Annotated in this window: 14 protein-coding genes; 8 read left to right on the plus strand and 6 right to left on the minus strand. The window is 65.1% G+C overall.

Translation table 11 applies throughout. The features are described 5' to 3' along the window. The 4 genes from FJ386_10610 to FJ386_10625 all read right to left on the minus strand — a co-directional run. Positions 1 to 489: DUF1501 domain-containing protein (locus FJ386_10610; GenBank protein ID MBM3877159.1), on the minus strand; the 489-nt coding region annotated here is incomplete at its 3' end. A gap of 101 nt (positions 490 to 590) precedes the next feature. Beyond that, entirely contained in the window at positions 591 to 1946 is a 1356-nt protein-coding gene (locus FJ386_10615) for a DUF1501 domain-containing protein (protein MBM3877160.1), read from the minus strand. A gap of 385 nt (positions 1947 to 2331) precedes the next feature. After that, positions 2332 to 4554 carry a serine protease gene (locus tag FJ386_10620; GenBank protein MBM3877161.1) on the minus strand — a complete coding sequence of 741 codons (2223 nt, stop codon included), beginning with the start codon at positions 4552 to 4554 and terminating at the stop codon, positions 2332 to 2334. Positions 4555 to 4953: 399 nt separating this feature from the next. Beyond that, positions 4954 to 7140, minus strand: coding sequence for a DUF1549 domain-containing protein (locus FJ386_10625; protein MBM3877162.1), 2187 nt, complete (start codon positions 7138 to 7140; stop codon positions 4954 to 4956). 154 nt (positions 7141 to 7294) lie between these two features. Between FJ386_10625 and FJ386_10630 the strand changes: the two genes are divergently transcribed. The 3 genes from FJ386_10630 (at position 7295) to FJ386_10640 (ending at position 10441) form a co-directional block, all read left to right on the plus strand. After that, positions 7295 to 8002: a redoxin domain-containing protein gene (locus tag FJ386_10630; GenBank protein MBM3877163.1), complete on the plus strand. Its 708-nt coding sequence runs from the start codon at positions 7295 to 7297 to the stop codon at positions 8000 to 8002. 15 nt (positions 8003 to 8017) lie between these two features. Continuing rightward, positions 8018 to 8323: a redoxin domain-containing protein gene (locus FJ386_10635; GenBank protein MBM3877164.1), complete on the plus strand. Its 306-nt coding sequence runs from the start codon at positions 8018 to 8020 to the stop codon at positions 8321 to 8323. Between the two features lie 90 nt (positions 8324 to 8413). After that, the gene (locus tag FJ386_10640; GenBank protein MBM3877165.1) at positions 8414 to 10441 is read left to right on the plus strand and encodes a hypothetical protein; all 2028 of its coding nucleotides are present in this window, start codon (positions 8414 to 8416) and stop codon (positions 10439 to 10441) included. Positions 10442 to 10471: 30 nt separating this feature from the next. Here FJ386_10640 and FJ386_10645 read toward each other — a convergent pair whose 3' ends face one another. Together FJ386_10645 and FJ386_10650 are read right to left on the minus strand one after the other, a co-directional pair. Beyond that, positions 10472 to 11047, minus strand: a complete 576-nt coding sequence (locus FJ386_10645) for a hypothetical protein (protein ID MBM3877166.1) — start codon at positions 11045 to 11047, stop codon at positions 10472 to 10474. 99 nt (positions 11048 to 11146) lie between these two features. Continuing rightward, entirely contained in the window at positions 11147 to 11779 is a 633-nt protein-coding gene (locus FJ386_10650) for a hypothetical protein (protein MBM3877167.1), read from the minus strand. 134 nt (positions 11780 to 11913) lie between these two features. On the opposite strand from FJ386_10650, the gene FJ386_10655 reads away from it, so the two are divergent. The 5 genes from FJ386_10655 (at position 11914) to FJ386_10675 (ending at position 17975) form a co-directional block, all read left to right on the plus strand. Next, entirely contained in the window at positions 11914 to 13167 is a 1254-nt protein-coding gene (locus FJ386_10655) for an HlyC/CorC family transporter (GenBank protein MBM3877168.1), read from the plus strand. Beyond that, positions 13167 to 14153 (plus strand): DUF21 domain-containing protein, encoded by a 987-nt coding sequence (locus FJ386_10660; GenBank protein ID MBM3877169.1) that lies wholly within the window; start codon positions 13167 to 13169, stop codon positions 14151 to 14153. The genes FJ386_10655 and FJ386_10660 overlap by 1 nt, the downstream gene beginning before the upstream one ends. Further along, positions 14150 to 15469, plus strand: a complete 1320-nt coding sequence (locus FJ386_10665) for an HlyC/CorC family transporter (GenBank protein ID MBM3877170.1) — start codon at positions 14150 to 14152, stop codon at positions 15467 to 15469. Before FJ386_10660 ends, FJ386_10665 begins: the two co-directional genes overlap by 4 nt. A gap of 185 nt (positions 15470 to 15654) precedes the next feature. After that, entirely contained in the window at positions 15655 to 16989 is a 1335-nt protein-coding gene (locus FJ386_10670; protein MBM3877171.1) for a Gfo/Idh/MocA family oxidoreductase, read from the plus strand. A gap of 14 nt (positions 16990 to 17003) precedes the next feature. After that, positions 17004 to 17975 carry a KpsF/GutQ family sugar-phosphate isomerase gene (locus FJ386_10675; GenBank protein MBM3877172.1) on the plus strand — a complete coding sequence of 324 codons (972 nt, stop codon included), beginning with the start codon at positions 17004 to 17006 and terminating at the stop codon, positions 17973 to 17975.

Below are 17975 nucleotides of genomic sequence, written 5' to 3' on the forward strand. Positions count from 1 at the left end.
GAGATATGCAGGGCCAGCGTATCCACCCTCGATGGAATTGATGGCGCAGTAGTTCGGCACCGGGCTGGTGCGCGGGTTCTTGGAGCGGAGGTAATTCGCCACGCACATCCAGTCGGGATACTTGGGCACGGTCTTGTCGCGCTCATCGGGGTCGCCGGTGAGCATGCGCAGGTGGCCGGCAGGATGGCCGGCGGAGCGGTGCGTGAAGGAGCGGACGAGCGAAAACTTGTCGGCAATCTTCGCGTGGAGCGGGAGCAGCTCCGTGATGTCCATGCCGGGGACGTTCGTGGGAATGACCTTGAACGGGCCGCGATACTCCGCACCGCTGTCGGGCTTGGGGTCGTAGGTGTCAATGTGCGAGAGCCCGCCGATGAGCCAGACCATAATGACGGCGGTGCGTTCCTTCGGCGGCTTGGCGGCGTTCTCCGCGCGCAGCCGCAGCAGGCCGGGCAGGCTGAGCGTCGCGAAGCCCGTGAGGCCGACGCTCATGAAGCCGCGGCGGTTAAGCGGGCCCGCGCAGCGCAGCGAGGAAGTTTGGCGAGGAGAATTCATGGGGTGGAAGATGACGCGCTAGGTAGAGAGACGGCTGGCTAGCCGTTTAATTCGCTGATGAGGGCACCGCCGCTGACAATGTGCGTGGGCCGCCCGCTGAAGTCCTTGATGGTCGCACGCTCCCAATCGAGGCCGAGATGATGGTAAACCGTCGCCAAAAAATCCGCCGGCAGGCAGGGCCGCTCCACGACTTCCTCCCCGCGTTTGTCGGATGCGCCAATCACTCCGCCCATCTTAAAACCGCCGCCGGCCCAGAGGTTGGTGAAGGCTTGCGGCCAATGGTCGCGGCCCGGTTGCAACGTCCCCGCCGGCCCGCTGCCATCGCCGCCGCCCGTGCTGCGGTCGAACGAGATCTTTGGCGTCCGACCAAACTCGCCGGTGACAACCACAAGCACGCGTTGGTCGAGGCCGCGCGCGTAAACATCCTCGATGAGCGCGGAGACGGCGCGGTCGTAATTGCCCATGCGGAAGCGCAGCACGTCGAAGATGTGGTGGTCCACCGCGTGGTCGTCCCACACGCCGGTGCGGCCGCACAGCGGGCCAGTCAACTGGCTGGTGACGATCTCGACACCGGCCTCGACGAGGCGGCGGGCGAGAAGCAACTGCTGGCCCCAGCGGTTGCGCCCGTAGCGGTCGCGTGTGCGGTCGTCTTCCTGGCTGAGGTCGAAGGCGTCGCGGGTGCGCGGGTTGGTGAGGAGCGAGAGCGCTTGCGATTCGAACTGGTCGAGCGCACCGAGTTCGCCCGCGCGGTCGAAGGAGCGTTCCAGCGTGTCGAGGTTTTCACGCAGGGCGGCACGGTGTCCCAGACGACGGGCTTCACCGGGACCACTGAGACCAAGATTCGGCACCTCGAAGCGTGGCTGGCTCGGATCATCGGCGATGGTGAAGGGTGAGTAAGCGTCGCCGAGAAAAGCCGGGCCGGTGTAATCAGGGGTGGAACTGGCGCAGATGTAGTTCGGCAGCGGGTTCGTCCGCCGGCCTTCCTGCGCGCGCAGGTAGTGCGCCACGGACATCCAATCGGGCAGACGCGGCTTGGGCTTGTCGCGCGTGTCGAGGTCGCCGGAGAGGAACTGCATCGAGCCAGCGGGATGGCCGCCCGCGGTTTGCTTCATGCTGCGGATGAGCGTGAACTTGTCGGCCAGCTTGGCTTGCATCGGCAGCAGTTCCGTGATGTGCGTGCCGGGGACGTTGGTGGGTATGGGGTTGAACGGGCCGCGATACGCGCTGCCGCTGTCGGGCTTGGGGTCGTAAGTATCGAGGTGGGTGAGCCCACCGGGGAGCCAAACCATGATGACGGCAGTCTTTTCCTTCCGGGCGGGCGCAGCAGCCTCCGCACGAAGCCGCATGAGGCCGGGCAAACTGAGCGTCGCGAATCCGCTGAGCCCCATGCCCATGAACGCGCGTCGGCTCAACGGGCCGGGGCAGCGAGGGGGATGGGGGCGGGTGGTCACGGGCGATGGAGCACTCGGTTACTCAATCGGTTCGTTTGTTGGAATCAAGCACTTCCACCCGAGTGACATGGTCGAAGTAACAGATGACGAAGCTGGGACCGCCAAGGTTGTGACCGGGCCCGCTGCCCAACACGATGGCTTGGTTCGCTACCATTCCAAAGTCCGGATGGGCCACCGTATAGCTCCGCCCGTCATCCACGCAAACCCGGACGGGGTGGGCGTTGGATTCGCGAATCAAGGCGCGTAGTTCTGATTCATTCATAGGCAAACTCTTCAGGCTGGGTGGAATCGTGTCAAAGGGATATTGGGGGTGGTTGGAGAACTGACCCTATTTCTTGTCCGCTGGCAGCACGCGCACGCGAATCGGTTCCGATACAAGGATGTCCGCGATGTCCTTCGGCGCGGCGTCGGCGGTGGCGGACTTCATCTTGGTCACGGCGGCGGTCTTCGCGGTCTCGGCGGCCTTCAGTTTCTCGGCGGCGGCTTTCGCCGCGAGCTCGGCTTCGGCGCGCTTCTCGGCGGGCGCGGTGTTGACGGCGTCGGCAAGCTTCTTCGCCTCGGCAGCAAGCGTCGCGGCTTCCGATTCCGCCTTCTTCTGCGCAACTTCGGCCAGCACGACTGCGCCGGGGTTGTTGCGATACTTCACCACGTAGCCGCTATAGAGCGCGAGCGTGTGCTCGCCAGGCGCGGGCTTGAGCGTGGCGAGATCCAGCACGAGGTCAGCGGTCTCCGTTTTGGGTGAAACTTCCAACGGCTTGAGGCCGGTGAAGCCGTTGCCGTAGGCGCGCAGGCGAAGCTGTCCGGAAATCTCGCTGCGCCACGCGAGCTTCAGCGGGATGGTGAGCTTCGCATCAGCTTTCGCTTCCCACACTTTGCCCTCGCGCGCAGCGACGCTGATGGGCGCGGGTTCGGCGTCGGTCACAGACACGGGCACATCGGCCATGAGGCGCGGCTGGGGGATTTCGCCGCTCGCATCGCGCACGGGCCACGCCTGCGAGGCGAGGTGGACGGGCCGTTCCATCGCCGCGCCGTTGACTTGCGCGCGACCAAACAACTTGGCGAAACTGAGTGACCGCGGCGCTTTCTCGTCCGCCGAGACAATGAGCTTTCCCTGCGCCTGCCCCACCGGAATCTTGATGCCCGCCGCCGTCACGCCCGTGGGCAGACCGGTCATGCCCAGTTCGATTTCGCCGTCGAAGCCGTCGCGCCGCACGACGGCGACCTCGAAGGCCATGCTCCCGCCGGGGCGCAGCGCGATGGGCTTGGAGACCGCGTTGCGGTCACCGTTGCGCAACTCCATGTGGATGGCCCAGCCGGTGAGCGCAAAGTCCGGCGCCGCCTTGCGCACGATGAGTCGGTAGATGTTCGCCGCGTCGCTGCGCGTGCCGCCGAAGAGGTCGCGCACTTGCAGGCGATACGTGCCGTCGTCCTTGATTTCAAGTTTACCGAGCGGGTCGGCCGAACCGGCGTCGTAAGGCGGGCCATCGTAGGAGTAACCATTCGAGGACGGTTTCATCGGCGCGGGGATGTCGCCGAACTCCGCGACGTCAGTCAGCTTTTCCTTGCCGTCCTCCAGCGTCACACGCTGCACGAGCACGAACGGGTCTGTGGGCAAGCCGAGCCGCTCGGACGCGACCTCGACCCACCAGACCTCGCCCTTCTTCGCGGCGAACTCGAACGTGTCCACGTCCGCCGCCGGGTAAAACGCGCCGCTGATGTCGCAGGGCAAAGAGATTTTCTGCGCCTGCTTGTGTTCGTTGTTCGGCTCGGCCTCGGCGGTCTTCGCGATGCCAAAATCCGTCGCCAGGTTCCATGAGAAGGCTCTCACGGTGCGTGTGCGCGACTCACGCGGCATCGGCGCGCCGACGGCGACTTCCTGCAACGCGAGCCGGTAAAAGTGTTCCGCTCCGCCTTTGAACGTGAGGCTGTGGACCTTGAGGAAGAACTTCCCGTCGGCGGGCGGCGTGAAGTCGAGCAGGCCGCTGGTGCGGTTGACCATCAGGTCGCGGCCCTGCGCGTCCGCGACGATGAGCACGGGTGTGAGCTTGGAATCAATACCCGCCGTGGCGACCTCGGCGACGACGCGTTTGCCCTTCGAGGCGGTGAAGGAATAGAAGTCCACCGCGCGCGAGGTCATGACGGCGTTGCAGATGGAATTGGCATTCAGCTCCAGCGCGGTTTCGAGCGAGGTGTTCGGCTTCGTGCGGGTGACCTCGGGCAGCCTGCCGACGCTGAACGCGCGCGCAGACGAGACCCCGAGCCGCCCAACGAACCGTGCGTCATGCACGCCGGCCGGCGCATCCGGCGCGATGGTGACGAGGAAGGTGTTCGCCGCGCCGGGCTTGGCCTTCGCGGTGATTTTCGGGTCGGAGAAGAGCAAGTCCGTCACGTCCTCCAGCACTTCGCCGGTGATGGCGACCTCGACCGTGGTGCCAACTTGGCCGCCCATCGGCATCGTGGTAAGCAAGCGCGGTGTTGGAAGAATGACAGATTGGCCGAAGGTGGAAGTGGCCAACGCGGCGGCGGCGAAGAGGCGGAGAGGGAGCTTCATGCGAAAAGGGATGAAATAAAAAGGCGGCGGTGCGAGGCCGAGAATCGTAATGGAGCGCGGACGCCCACGTCCGCAGCAGCGTGATTCGGAAGTAGGCAGCCGGACTCCAAGCCAGCAGCCCCAGCGGGGCTGAACTTGAGTAGCCGTGGGTGAAGTTCGCGCAGCGAACGCAACCCACGGACACGGAGAAAAGATGCAAACAACCGCGTAGCGGTTGAACCATCGAGCGACAAGCATCGAGTTCCACCGCTACGCGGTGGCGTTCCCTTTGCGAGCCACCGTGGGTTCCGCTCGCAAAGCTTCGCTTCACCCACGGCTACTCGTGTTGGGCTGCTCCGCAGCCAGTCGCCGGGCGAGCGCCATGACTTCGTTTGCTGGGTTGGGAGCGACGACCGCATCTCAGTGGTTGTAGAGAAATTCCTTCGTGTTGATGAGCGCCCACAACAGATCCTCGTAAGCGAGGCGCTTGGCTTGCTCGGGCGGGAGGGGCTTGCCGGCGGCGTCCTCGCGCGGGCGAGCGAGATACTCCTCAGCGACGGCCTGCTCGTGCGACATCGGCTCGCGGGCGAAGGCGGCGAGATACAGCTCACGAATCTTCTGCGGCTCGGGCTTTGCTTCCTTCGCGAGGCGCTCGGCGCGACCGCCGCTCGTCGCGAGCTTGGCCTTCACATCGGACGCGTTCATCAGGTGCAAGCTCTGCGACAGGCTCGGCGCGCTCGCGCGTTCGCATTCGCACACGCTCGCCGACTCGGGCCGGCCGAAGACTTTTAGGAACGGCGAGCTGCGGTTGTAGCTGTTGTCGGGCAGCGCGATGGCACGCGTGCCGGCGGGCAGGTCGGCGAAGTCCGTGCGCGCGCCGGTGAACTGGTCCACTGCGTCGAGCAGCACCTCAGCCGGCATCCGGCGCGGGTAGAAGCGCGAGAAGTTCTGCGTGTCCACGCCGTTGTGCTGGTTCGGAATCGCGCTCAACTGATACGCTGACGACTGCGCGATGACGCGCACGACCGCCTTCAAGTCGAACCCGCTCTCGACGAAATGCTTCGCTAACGCGTCGAGCAACTCGGGGTTCGACGGCGGGTTCGTGTCGCGAATGTCGTCTTCTGGCTCAATGAGACCGCGGCGAAAAAAGTGCTTCCAATAGCGGTTCACGAGTGACTTCGCGAAGAAGGGATTTGCCTTGTCGCCCATCCAGTCGGCAAGGCGAAGACGCGGGTCGTCGTCGGGCGAGATGTCGAGCGTGGGGTCGCCAAGGCCGGCGGGTTTCACCGGCTGTTTGGTTTTCTTGTTCTCCGTCTGAGCCATGCCGCGCTTGTGGAAAATCACGTCCTCGCCCGCCGTGGCCGTGGGCTTGCGGCCAATCTGGCTGAAGAACGCGGCCATGCTGTAGTAGTCATGCTGACTCCAGCGCTCGAAGGGATGGTGGTGGCATTGCGCGCACTGCATCCGCACGCCGAGGAAAAGCTGCGCCACGTCCTCAAGTTGCTCGGTCGGTTGCTTCACGCGCTTATACCACGCGACGGGCGGATTGTCCGCGATGGTGCCGGTGGCCGCGAGCAGTTCGCGCACGAGGCGGTCGTAAGGCTTGTTCGCGAGCAGGCTGTCACGCACCCACGAGTGGAAAGCGAAGTTCGCCGTGATGTCCTTCGTGTCGTCGCGCTTGTTCTTGAGCAGCGCGGACCACTTGCCGGCGAAGAAGTCCGCGTAGTCCGGGCTGGTGAGCAGTGCGTCCACGAGTTGCTCACGCTTCGCGGGTTCCTTGCTCGCGAGGAACGCCTCGGCTTCAGCGGTGGTGGGCAGGCGGCCCGCGATGTCGAGCGAGACGCGGCGCAGAAACGTAGCGTCGTCAACCAGTGGCGAGGGCGGGATGCCGAGCTGCTTCAAGTTCGCAAAGACCAGCCGGTCAATGAAGTTCTTCTCGGCCGGCAGATGTTTGACCGTCGCGCCGAGCGGGAGGGAGACGTTGAACGTCGTGGCCTTGTCCTGATAGCGCACCATCACCGCGACATTGCCGGGCTGGTCAAAGATTTTCACGCGGCCCGCTTCGGAGGCTTCGGCCATGTTGCGGTCGTTCGCTTCGTAAAGCGCTATGGCGGTGACGTCGCGGGACTTCCCGTCGGCGAAACGCGCGGTGACCTTGAGTTGCTGGTCGGCCTTGGGCTTGAGCGTTTTCTTGGCGGGTTGGACTTCGAGCGCGACGAGCTTTGGTGCGTTGGCGAGGTCGTTCGGCGTGCCTTGCAGAAGCCACGCGCGCAGAATGCGGTAGCCCTCGGAAGCCGGGTCGAGCCGCAGCCCACCGCCGTGCGGGATGCGGTTGGAAGCCTTCATCAGAATCAAGCTCTGTTCAGGCGATGCAGCCGAGACGCGTCGGCCGCGAGCTTCCTTCACCAGGTGCTCGTAATCCTCCTGCGGCTCGAAGCCGAGCAGCGAGAGTTGGAAACCGTTCTGCCCCTGCCCGGCCTTCGCGTGGCAAGCGCCCGCGTTGCAGCCGGCCTTGGTCAGCACGGGCACCACATCGTTGACGAAGCTGACGGGAGGAGCAAGTTCGCCGGCCGAGAGCGACGACGCAGCCACTATTGAGATGAGCATGACGGGGCACCACTCCCCGGATCTTCGCTGCGAGAGGGATTTGAGTGTGGGCACGGGCACATTGTTCAGATTGCCGCGGCCGGGGTGATCTTCAAACTTAGTTCGTGCGATTTCGCTCTGGCGTTCCGACGCGGGCCCGTTCAACGTCCGCACCATGAAAGCCATATTCCAGCGGAGCGCCATGCTTTGCGCGCTCGTCCTTGCCTTCACACCGTTCGCCACCGGCCTGCACGCTGCGACGCCGGCGGAGGAGCTTGCGGAACTAGTGAAGGAGGCGCAGGCCAATCGCCGGCAGGCGGGCCACCTCGCGCCGAAGTTCCTCGCGTTCGCGACGAAAAACATCAAGGACCCCGCCGCCGCGGACGCACTTGCGTGGATCATCAACACCGTGCAGTTCGGGCAGGAGTTTGACGCCGCCGCGGATCTTTACGCCAAGAACCACGCCGCGAGCGAGAAGGCGGGCAGCGTGCTCGATATGCTCGGGGACTCGGATGCGGACGCCGCCGCCCGCGCCCTCCGCGCCGTCATGGAAAAGAACGCCAACAAGTCGGTTCAAGCGGGCGCGACTTACTACCTCGCGCTGTGGCTTTACGTGGAATCGGAGCGCGTGGCGCGCGTGGACGGCGCGGCGGCTTCACTGAAGGTCGCGGCCGAGTCCGAGAAGTTCTACACGCAGGTGATCGAGAAGCACGCGGAGTCGCGCTACGTGGGCAAGGCGCGCAAGGAGTTGAACACGCTGCGCAACGTGGGTATCGGCCGCCCCGCTCCCGAAATCGAGGGCGAAGATCACAAGGGCGAGCGCTTCAAGCTGAGCGATCACAAGGGGAAGGTGACGATGATTGTCTTCTGGGGCGATTGGTGAACACCCTGCCGCGCCATGTATGGCCACGAGCGGTCGCTCGTGCGCAAGTTCGCGGACAAGCCCTTCGTGCTGCTCGGAGTGAACAGCGACGCGAAGGCGCGATTCGCCTCGGCCGTCGCCAAAGAGCAGATGAACTTCCGCAGTTTCTCGGATGGCAGCACAAGCGGCCCAATTTCCACCGCTTGGAACATCAAAGGTTGGCCCTCAATCTTCGTCATCGATGCCAAGGGTCTGCTCCGCATCAAATACACGGGCGACCCGGGCGACGACCTCGACACGGAGATCGAAGGGCTCATCAAGGAAGCGCTGGCGAAGAAGTAGTCGCGCCGGGATTTCGCCGGGCCCGCGATTCGGCGAAGCTCCAGTGCTTGCCGTATTGACCTCGGTTGCGTCCGCGGCAAATCTCCGGCCATGCGTGTCGGAACTCGAGAATGCAGGGCGGCTGCGTTCATTGGATTGCTCGCGCTGTTCTTTGCGGTGACGCACCCGAGTCGCGGCGTGGAACCGCTGCAAGCGGCGCCCACTTCCCCGGCTGTCGCCCAGTCCAAACGAGTCTTTCTCCCCTCGGGGCAGATCATTCAGGGCGACACGGACAAAACTTTGTTGGATGCGAAACCCGCCGACTCCGCGTCACCAAACGTCCTTCCCGCGCAAGCCCCGACGCCGCCGCAACCGCAGCCGTTCCACCTTCTCATCACGTCGCAGCCCATCACGGTCCCGATGCCGGGCGCGACGATTCTCTTCAACGGCATCCGCCTCGCGCCGCCGTGGCCGCCGCCGAGTCCCTACAAGGCCGGCGAGCCGATGCCTGTTCCGTATCTGGTCAATCCGCCAGCCGTGATTCAGGCCGACGTGGGGCGACAGTTGTTCGTGGACGATTTCCTGATCGAGTCCAACACGCTCAAGCGCACGTGGCACAAGCCGGTGCTCTACACGAACAACCCGGTGCTCAAGCCCGACAAACCGTGGGAGATGGAGGGCGGCGCGCCGATGGCGATGGTCTTCAGCGACGGTGTCTGGTTCGACCCAAAGGACCGGCTTTTCAAGATGTGGTATATGGGAGGATACGGCCGGCGCACCTGCTACGCGGTCTCGACGAACGGCCTCGACTGGCACAAGCCCGCGCTGGACGTTGTCCCCGGCAGCAACATCGTGCTCGACGAACCCCGCGACTCTTCGACGGTATGGCTCGACCAGGAAGCGCTCGACTCGACGAATCGCTTCAAGATGTTCCGCTCGCACAACGAAGGCGGGCGGTTTGGACTGTCCGTTCATTACTCGGCCGACGGCATTCACTGGAGGCCGCGCGTGCTTCGCACCGGTTCGGCCGGGGACCGCACGACCGTGTTTTGGAACCCGTATCGGCGCGTCTGGGTCTTCAGCTTGCGCCACGGGTGGGGCGAGCCGCGCGCGCGACGCTACTGGGAGATGAGAGACTTGCTCGCGGGCCCGCCGTGGGACGCGATCGGCGAGCCGCCGATGTGGGTCGGGGCCGACCGGTTGGACCCGATGCGGACGGATTTGCAGGTCACGCCGCAACTCTACAACCTCGATGCGATCGCATATGAAAACCTGTTTGTCGGCCTGTTCACCTTGTGGCGCGGCGACAAAGACGTCCCCGAAGGCCGGCCGAAGCCCAACTCGGTGTGGCTCGGATTCAGTCGCGACGGTTACCACTGGGATCGTCCGAATCGCGAGCCGTTTCTCGATGTGAGCGAGCAGAAGGGCGATTGGAACTGGGGCAACGTGCAATCGGCCGGCGGCGGCTTCGCGGTCGTCGCGCGCCAGCTCTATTTCTATTTCAGCGGCCGCGCAGGCGCAGGGAGCAAGCGCGACGCGGGCGGCGCGACCGGGTTGGCGTTCCTGAGGCGCGACGGCTTTTGCTCGATGGATGCCGGCCCCGAGGGCGGCATGCTCACGACCCGGCCGATGAAGTTCAACAATGGGCGCTACTTCTTCATGAACGCCGATGCGCGGCAGGGCGAGATCCGCGTGGAAATCCTCGACGAGCAAAACCAACCCATCAAGACAACCGTTGCCGTGCCGATGCAGACGCAGACCGGGCAGAAGACCACGAACAACATGGAATTCGCGATGAACAAGGAAACGGTCGCGGCCGTGAGCGGGCCGACTGCGGACCAGACGTTGCAGCAGGTGCAATGGGGGAGCATTCCGAACCTGGACTTTCTCCGCGGGCGCACGATCAAGGTGCGCTTCCACGTCCGCAACGCGAAGCTTTACTCGTTTTGGTTCTCACCGACAGGGGGCTTCCGCGTCGGCGGCGCGAGCGCGGGATTCGTGGCGGCGGGCGGGCCGCACTTCGACGCACCCATTGACCGGATCGGGACGGGTTCCTACAAGCCGTTTACCAACGCGCCGTCAGCGGCGACAAACGCGGGTCCGGGCGCAGCAACGAACGTGGCGCCCGCGCAGAAATAGCCGGCCAAGGAATTCGCGACGGGACGGCATTCACACTCGCTTCGCCAGTTCCGCACTGCTCGACGCCATCACTTCGCGGTGCAGTGAGTTCCCGTGCGAATCCATCGTCACCACAGCGGGGAAGTTCTCCACTTCGAGTTCCCAGATTGCCTCGGGCGAGCCGAATTCCTTCAGCAGGTAAACATTGCGCACCTTCTTGATGCATTCGGCGAGCACCTGTGCCGCGCCGCCGATGGCGTGGAGGTAGACGCAGCCCGATTCCTTGCACGCCGCGAGCGTGCGGTCGCCCATGCCGCCCTTGCCAATGACGCCGCGCACGCCAAAGTCGCGGATGATCTGCCCCTGATACGGCTCCTCGCGAATGCTCGTGGTCGGCCCCGCCGCGGTGCAGAGGTAGGTGCCGTCCTCCTGCTTCATCATCACCGGACCGCAATGGTAAATGATCCCGTCTCGCAAGCTCACTCCCGCGGGGAGCGCGCCCCCCTCGTGGAGATACTTGTGGACAGCGTCGCGCCCGGTGAACACGACACCCGAGATGGCGACCTCGTCTCCGACGTTGAGCGCGCGGACCTTTTCTTCGGAGAATGGGAATGAGAGCGGGATCATCGGCGTGTGCGTCGGGTGGCAGTGAGTCGGTATCGTCGAGAACCGCCCGCACGTTGGCGGACGGGCCGTTTCGAGTCAACCTCCCGGCGGCGCGCGAACTCAGCGGGCCCAGGAATTGCCGCGGCGTGAAGTGAACCCATCCCGGCAGGGAATCCGGAACGCGGGCGAGTAGGGCGCAAGGGACTTGTAGGAATACGTCAGTGCCCGCGGATAAAGGTAGTGATAGAAAAAGAAATCGTAGCTCTCCGGGTCGAGATTACCGCGCGTGGAGAGGTCGCGGACGATCGCCGGCCCGGCGACCTCGCGGCGGGCTTGCGCAGCCTCAGCCCGGACCTTCGCGCCGCGTGCGAGCATTGCGGTGACGACCTCGTCGGGAACGCCGCGCGACTTCATCAAGATGACGTCATCCGCGCCGGGTTGGACGGGTGTGGGCGAGGTCTCGAGGAAGGAGAGCATCACATCCTTTGAGACTTTCGCCTCGGCGAGTTTGACCATGTCGGTGACGTGGCGCGACTGCGCAGGCTTCGACCCAGCCTGCGGCCCGGGCTTGGCGGCATCGGCGGTGACGGCTTTCGATTGGGCGGGTGCCGCAGGACGGACGTAAGCGGCGAGCGACCGCTTCTCATCCGCGAGCGAATCCGGCACCGGGGCACTCGCAAGCAGTGCCAGCGCGCAGACGGGCGCGATGGTGGCGTGCAACGTGCGATGGAAGGTGAAGGCTGGAGTCTTCATGGCGGGTGGCGAGGGGTGCTGGCCGTGGTTTGGGCGATCGTCCCGATTCGTCCCGCAAAGTCAAGTTTGGGGCCGGCGTCGCACGCGGCCTCTTCACCCTTCCACAGGCCGTCTCGCAGGCCCATACTTCGCGCATGGCGTTGGTGCTGGCCTTTGTGGGAGTGCTGGTGTGTGCCGCGGCGAGCTTCTATTTTGCGCTGGCGGAGTCGGCGCTTTTTGCCCTGGGCAAGTGGCAGCTCCAGCAACTCAGGGAGCGTTCGCCCGCGCGCGGTGCGGTCATCGCGCGACTGCTCGATGAGCCCCACGACTTGCTTGCGACGATTGTCCTCGGCAACACACTCGCCAACGCCGCGCTCGTCGCCATCGGGCTCGGGCTCACGCTCGGGACGGGCGCGCAACATCTCGCGCTGATGGTCGCGGGCTTGTTCCTGTTCATCCTGCTCGGCGGCGAAGTGGTTCCCAAGACGCTGGCGGTCAGGGCTCCGGAGGACTGCTCGTTGCACGTGGCCGGGCCGATGTTTCTGCTGGTTCGTCTCACGCGGCCCGTGCGCCATGTCGCACAGTGCCTCAACGAAGCCGTGCTGCGTGTGACCATGCCGCGGTCGATGAAGCCGAAGTCCGGAATGACCGAGGCGGAGTATCGCGAACTGCTCGACATGGCCTCGCAGCAAGGCACGCTCGCGCACTCCGAAAAGGAAATCATCCTGCAGATCATCCGCCTCGACAACTGCGCGGTGCGCGACGTGATGCAACCGCGCGCGCGCATCGCGTGCATCTCGGACGAGCTGACCCTGGAGGAAATGGCCGCGGCGGCGCGGAGGTTCAAGCACGCGCGCCTGCCGATCTTCGATGAATCTCCGGACACCATCGTGAGCGTCTTGAACGTGCGCGTGCTGCTCCTCGATCCGGGCGTGGACCTCGCGGACGCGATCGAGTTTCCATCGTTCGTCCCGAATTCCATGAACCTGCTGCAACTGCTCAAGAGTTTTCAGCAGCACCAGCGCGGCATGGCCGTGGTGCTGGATGAATTCGGCGGCACCACCGGCGTGGTCACGATGCAGGACATTCTCGATCACGTCATCGGCGGCGTGCACGACCACGACCCCGCGGGCGGCTTCGTGATGGAGCGGCTTGGCGAAGGCCGCTGGCGCGTGAACGGCACCATGCGCGTGGAGGACTTCCGGCGCGAGTTTCCCGACCTGGCGCCCGCGCCGGACGTGGACACGATGGGCGGCCTGCTGGTTGCGCGCCTCCACGTGGTGCCCGCGGAAGGCGCGAGCCTTGTGTTGCACGGACTGCGGCTCACCGCCCACGTCGCCGACGAGCGGCGCGTTCGCGAAGTGCTCGTCGAGCGGATTCACAGCGCGAAAGCAAAGGCCCAATCGTGATGGACCCGCTGCCTTCCATTGCCTTCCTGGTTCTTTGCCTCGGGACGTCGTTCCTGATGTCGGGCATGGAGGCGGGCGTCTTCGCGCTCAGCCGCCTCCGGATTCGCAAGCTGATGAGCGCGGGGCAGGGGAACGCGCGCGCGCTGAACGGCTACCTCGAGCGGCCGGAGGAGTTTCTGTGGACCATCCTCGTCGGGAACACGCTGGCGAACTTCGCCGCCGCCTGCCTGCTGGTCTCCTGGCTGCACAGGCACTTCCACGCCAGGCCCGTGGTGTTCGCCGCGGTGTTCGTGGGGGTCGTGTTTCTGTTCTACGCGCTCTTCGAACTGTTGCCGAAGATGCTGTTCCGCACGTTTCCGAACCGCCTCTGCCTTGCACTTGCCGTGCCATTCCGGCTGGCGAACGTCGCGCTCTCGCCGCTTGTGGGCTTGGTCCGGTTGCTTGCGGACGGGCTGCTCCGCTGGACCGGCGGAAAAGTGTTCACCGGCCACCTCTTCTCAAACCGCGACGAACTTCGCGCGGTGATGCTGGAGTCGGCGGAGGTGTTCAGCACCGAGGAGCGCGCGATGATCAACCGCGTGCTCGACCTCCAGCACATCACGGTGCGGCAGGTGTTGCGGCCGATGGACCGCGTGATCAGCGTCGAGGCGGACACGCCGATGACCGGGGCGCTCGCGCTTTACCGGAGCCACCCGCACACGCGCCTGCCCGTCTGGCAGCAGGATGGCGGCCGTCGCCGTGTCGTGGGAGTGCTGAGTTTGAAAGACATCCTGTTCACGGAGGAGGCTGCACGCGGCGCCACCGCGGGACAGCACATGAAGCCCGCGTTGTTTCTTGACGACAGCCTCCGCCTGGAGGAAGCCCTGTGCCGGATGCAGAAGAGCGGGCAGCGCCTCGCGATTGTGCTCGCCCGCGACCGCAAGGAGATCGGCATCCTCTCCCTGTCGGACGTGCTCAAGGTCATATTCGGGGGGGGCGCGCCGTGAACTGGGACCAGGCAATTGTCACGGCGCTCCAAGCCGTGGCCGTGCTCGTGTTGGCGGCGCTCAACGGCTTCTTCGTCGCAGCCGAGTTCGCACTGGTCAAGGTGCGCGACACACAACTCGATCCGCTGGTCGCCAAGGGGAACCGCCGGGCCGTCATGGCGCGGCATTTGACGCAGCACCTCGACGTTTACTTGAGCGCGTGCCAGGTAGGCATCACGCTTGCAAGTCTGGCGCTTGGTTGGGTCGGGCACCCTGTCTTCGAGGCGCTGCTCGGGCCCGCCTTCGATGCACTGGATGTAAACGACGAGGAACTGCGGTCGCGCATCGCCATCGTCGTTGGGTTTTCGACGATCACATTCCTCCATATTACACTTGGGGAGATGGCACCCAAATCCTACGCGATCAGCCACCCGCTTCCGACGGCATTGGTGGTGGCGCATCCGTTGCGTTGGTTCCACCTCGCGACGTTCCCCGTCATCTGGGTGCTCAACGGGACTTCACTCTGGATGTTGCGTCGGCTCGGCATCGAGCCCATCGGGGAACATGGCTCCGCCCACACCGAGGAGGAACTGCGCCTCATGCTGGCGGGCGCGCAGAAGAAAGAGGGCGCACTGGGCCACGAACTGGTCCTCAATGCGCTCGACCTGCCCCACCGCGTCGTGCGCGAGGTGATGCGCCCGCGGCAGGAAATCTGCGTGCTCAACACCGGGGCAAGCATCGCCGAGTGCCTCGACGTGGCCGAACGCTCGCGCTTCTCGCGGCTGCCGCTCTGCGAGTCGGGCGACGTGGACCGCACGCTCGGCGTCGTGCACATCAAGGACCTCTACAGCAACCGCTTCAAGGCGCGGCGCGGCGCGGACCTCGCGGACGTGGCGCGCAAACTGGTCTTCGTGCCCGAGACGGCGAAGCTCGAAAAACTCCTGCAGGTGTTTCTCGACCGGAAGCTGCACTTCGCGCTCGTCGTTGACGAATACGGCGGGACGACCGGAATGATCACCCTCGAGAACGTGCTCGAAGAACTCGTCGGGCCCATCCAGGACGAGTTTGACCAGGAGCAGCCGTTGCTCGTCGCGCGCGGCGAGGGCGAGTGGGACGTGGACGGCACGTTGCCGCTGCACGAGTTGTCGGACCTTGTCGGCGAGTCGCTTCGCGGGGAAGACGTCACGACGACGAGCGGGTGGGTGACGCAACAACTTGGCGGCTTCCCGAAACCAGGCGACATCCTTGCCGTCGGCCGCCACGAACTGCGCGTCATGGAGATGACCGGGCTCCGGGTGGCCCGCTTGCGCCTGACCCGCTCCAAGCCAGAGTCGTGAAACCGGACACCCACAACGGAACGCAGAGGCGCGTGTGCTGCTGGGCGGTTGAATGAGTCCCGGATGAGGCCGCACGGAATCAGCACCGCGTCCGCCTGAACTTCGGGACGGCCCTGCGATGACAGGTTGCCAACCCGAACGGTTCAGTGGCAATGTTTGCGCCACACTCAAATTGACCGATGACTATGAAGAACCGATTCACCCGACGCTCGTTCCTCGCGAAGTCCGCATTGGCCAGCGTTGCGTTTCACGTGCTTCCGAAGGGACGCTCGTGGGCGCAGTCGCCGAACAACAAGCTGAACATCGGTTGCATCGGCACGGCAGGGCGCGCCGCCGGCGACATCGAGGGCGTGAAGGGCGAGAACATCGTGGCGCTGTGCGACGTGGACGCGCTCGCGCTCGCGAAGAAGGGCGAGCAGTTCCCCGCCGCGCGCCGTTACGCCGACTTTCGCCGCATGCTCGAGCAGAAGGACATTGACGCCGTGGTCTGCGGCACGCCGGACCACACGCATGCCGTCTGCTGCGTGGCCGCGATGCGCAGCGGGCGGCACGTGTATTGCGAGAAGCCGCTCACGCGCACTGTGTCCGAGGCGCGCATCGTCGCCGACACCGCGCGCAAGACAAAGCGAGTCACGCAGATGGGCAACCAGATTCACTCGCATCCCGGCAACAATTACCGCCGCGTGGTCGAGCTCATCCAGACGAAGGCCATCGGCGAGGTGAACGAAGTGCATGTGTGGGCGGGCGCGATTTACGGCGACAAGCGGGTGATGGACAATCCGCCGCCGCCGCCGCCGCATCTCGATTTCGACCTCTGGCTCGGCCCGGTCGAATACATGAGCTACCGGCCGGAATATGTGCCGTTTCACTGGCGGCACTTCTGGCATTTCGGCGGCGGCACGCTCGCGGATTTCTGGTGCCACTACTCCGATCTCGCGCACTGGTCGCTGAACCTTCGTTACCCGCTCACCGTCGAGGCTGAGAGTCCCGGCAAGCCCGACCCCGAGCTTGTGCCGGTGAAGCTCATCGTGCGCTACACGTATCCCGAACGGAAGGACGCAAGCCCCTTGCTCAGCGGCCCGGCGCTCAAGCTGACGTGGTATCAGGGCGGTCAGAAGCCCGCGGAGTTGAACCAGTTCGTGACGCCTGACGTGGCAGCAAAGTGGAATAGTGGCGTGCTCTTCATCGGCTCGAAGGGGGCGCTGCTTGCGGACTACACGCGCAGGTTGCTCCTTCCCGAAAAGGATTTCGCCGGCTTCACACCGCCGCCGAAGTTCGTGCCCGACGCGCAGGGCGGCAACTGGCACCACGAGCAATGGATTCAGGCCATCAAGGCCGGCGGGCGCGCCGAGTGCGACTTCGACTACGCGGGCCCGCTCACCGAAGCCGGTTTGCTCGGCAACGTGGCCTATCGCGCCGGCAAGAAGCTCGACTGGGACGCGAAGAACCTCAAGGCGCGCGGCTGTCCCGAGGCGGACCAGTTCATCCAGCACAAGTATCGCGAGGGATGGAAGATCTAGCGCCACCGCGCCGCATGTCCCACCTTGCCCAAGCCCGCACCGTCTTCGACACCGAGCTGGCCGCGCTTCGCGCCGTGCGCGCACGGCTCGATGGGTCCTTCGGCGTCGCCGTCGAGACCGTCATCGAAACACTCCGCCACCACGGCAAGGTCGTCGTCGTCGGCATCGGCAAATCCGGCAACATCGGCCACAAGATCGCGGCCACGCTCACCAGCACCGGTTCAACCAGCGTCGTCCTCAACAGCGTGGACGCCCTGCACGGCGACCTGGGCATCATCAACGATGGCGACGTCGTGCTTGCACTCAGTTACTCCGGCGAGTCGGAAGAACTGGTGAATCTCCTTCCGGCGCTGAAGCGGTTCGCCGTGAAGATCATCGCGCTCACGGGCGCGCCCAAGTCCACCGTGGCGCGCCACAGCGACGGGGTGCTCAACGTGCGCGTGCCCAAGGAAGCCTGCCCCTTCAACCTCGCGCCCACGTCGAGCACGACCGCGATGCTCGTGATGGGCGACGCGCTCGCGATGGCCGTGCTTCAGGCGCGCGGCTTCACGCAGAAGGATTTCGCCCGGCATCATCCCGCGGGCGCCATCGGGCGCGCGATGCTTGTGCAGGTGAAGGACATCATGCGCACGGGTGAACGCAACGCCGTCGCGAGTCACTCGCTTGCCGTGAGGGACGCCTTGCTCGTCATGACACGCGCCAGATCGGGGAGCCTGAGCGTGGTGTGCAAGCGAGGCAGGCTGGCCGGCGTCTTCACCGACGGCGACCTGCGCCGCCGGATGGCCGCCGATGCCGACGTGCTCACGCGCCCGCTTTCCGCCGTGATGACGCGCAACCCCATCACCGTGCGCGACACGGCACTGGCCGCCGAGGCGCTGAAGATCTTCAACGAGCGCAACATTGACGACCTCATTGTGCTCAACGCGAAACGCGAACCCGTCGGCCTCGTGGACTCGCAGGACTTGCCGAAGCTCAAGCTGATGTGA

The organism is Verrucomicrobiota bacterium, assembly GCA_016871675.1.
In the GTDB taxonomy this organism is placed as follows: domain Bacteria; phylum Verrucomicrobiota; class Verrucomicrobiia; order Limisphaerales; family VHCN01; genus VHCN01.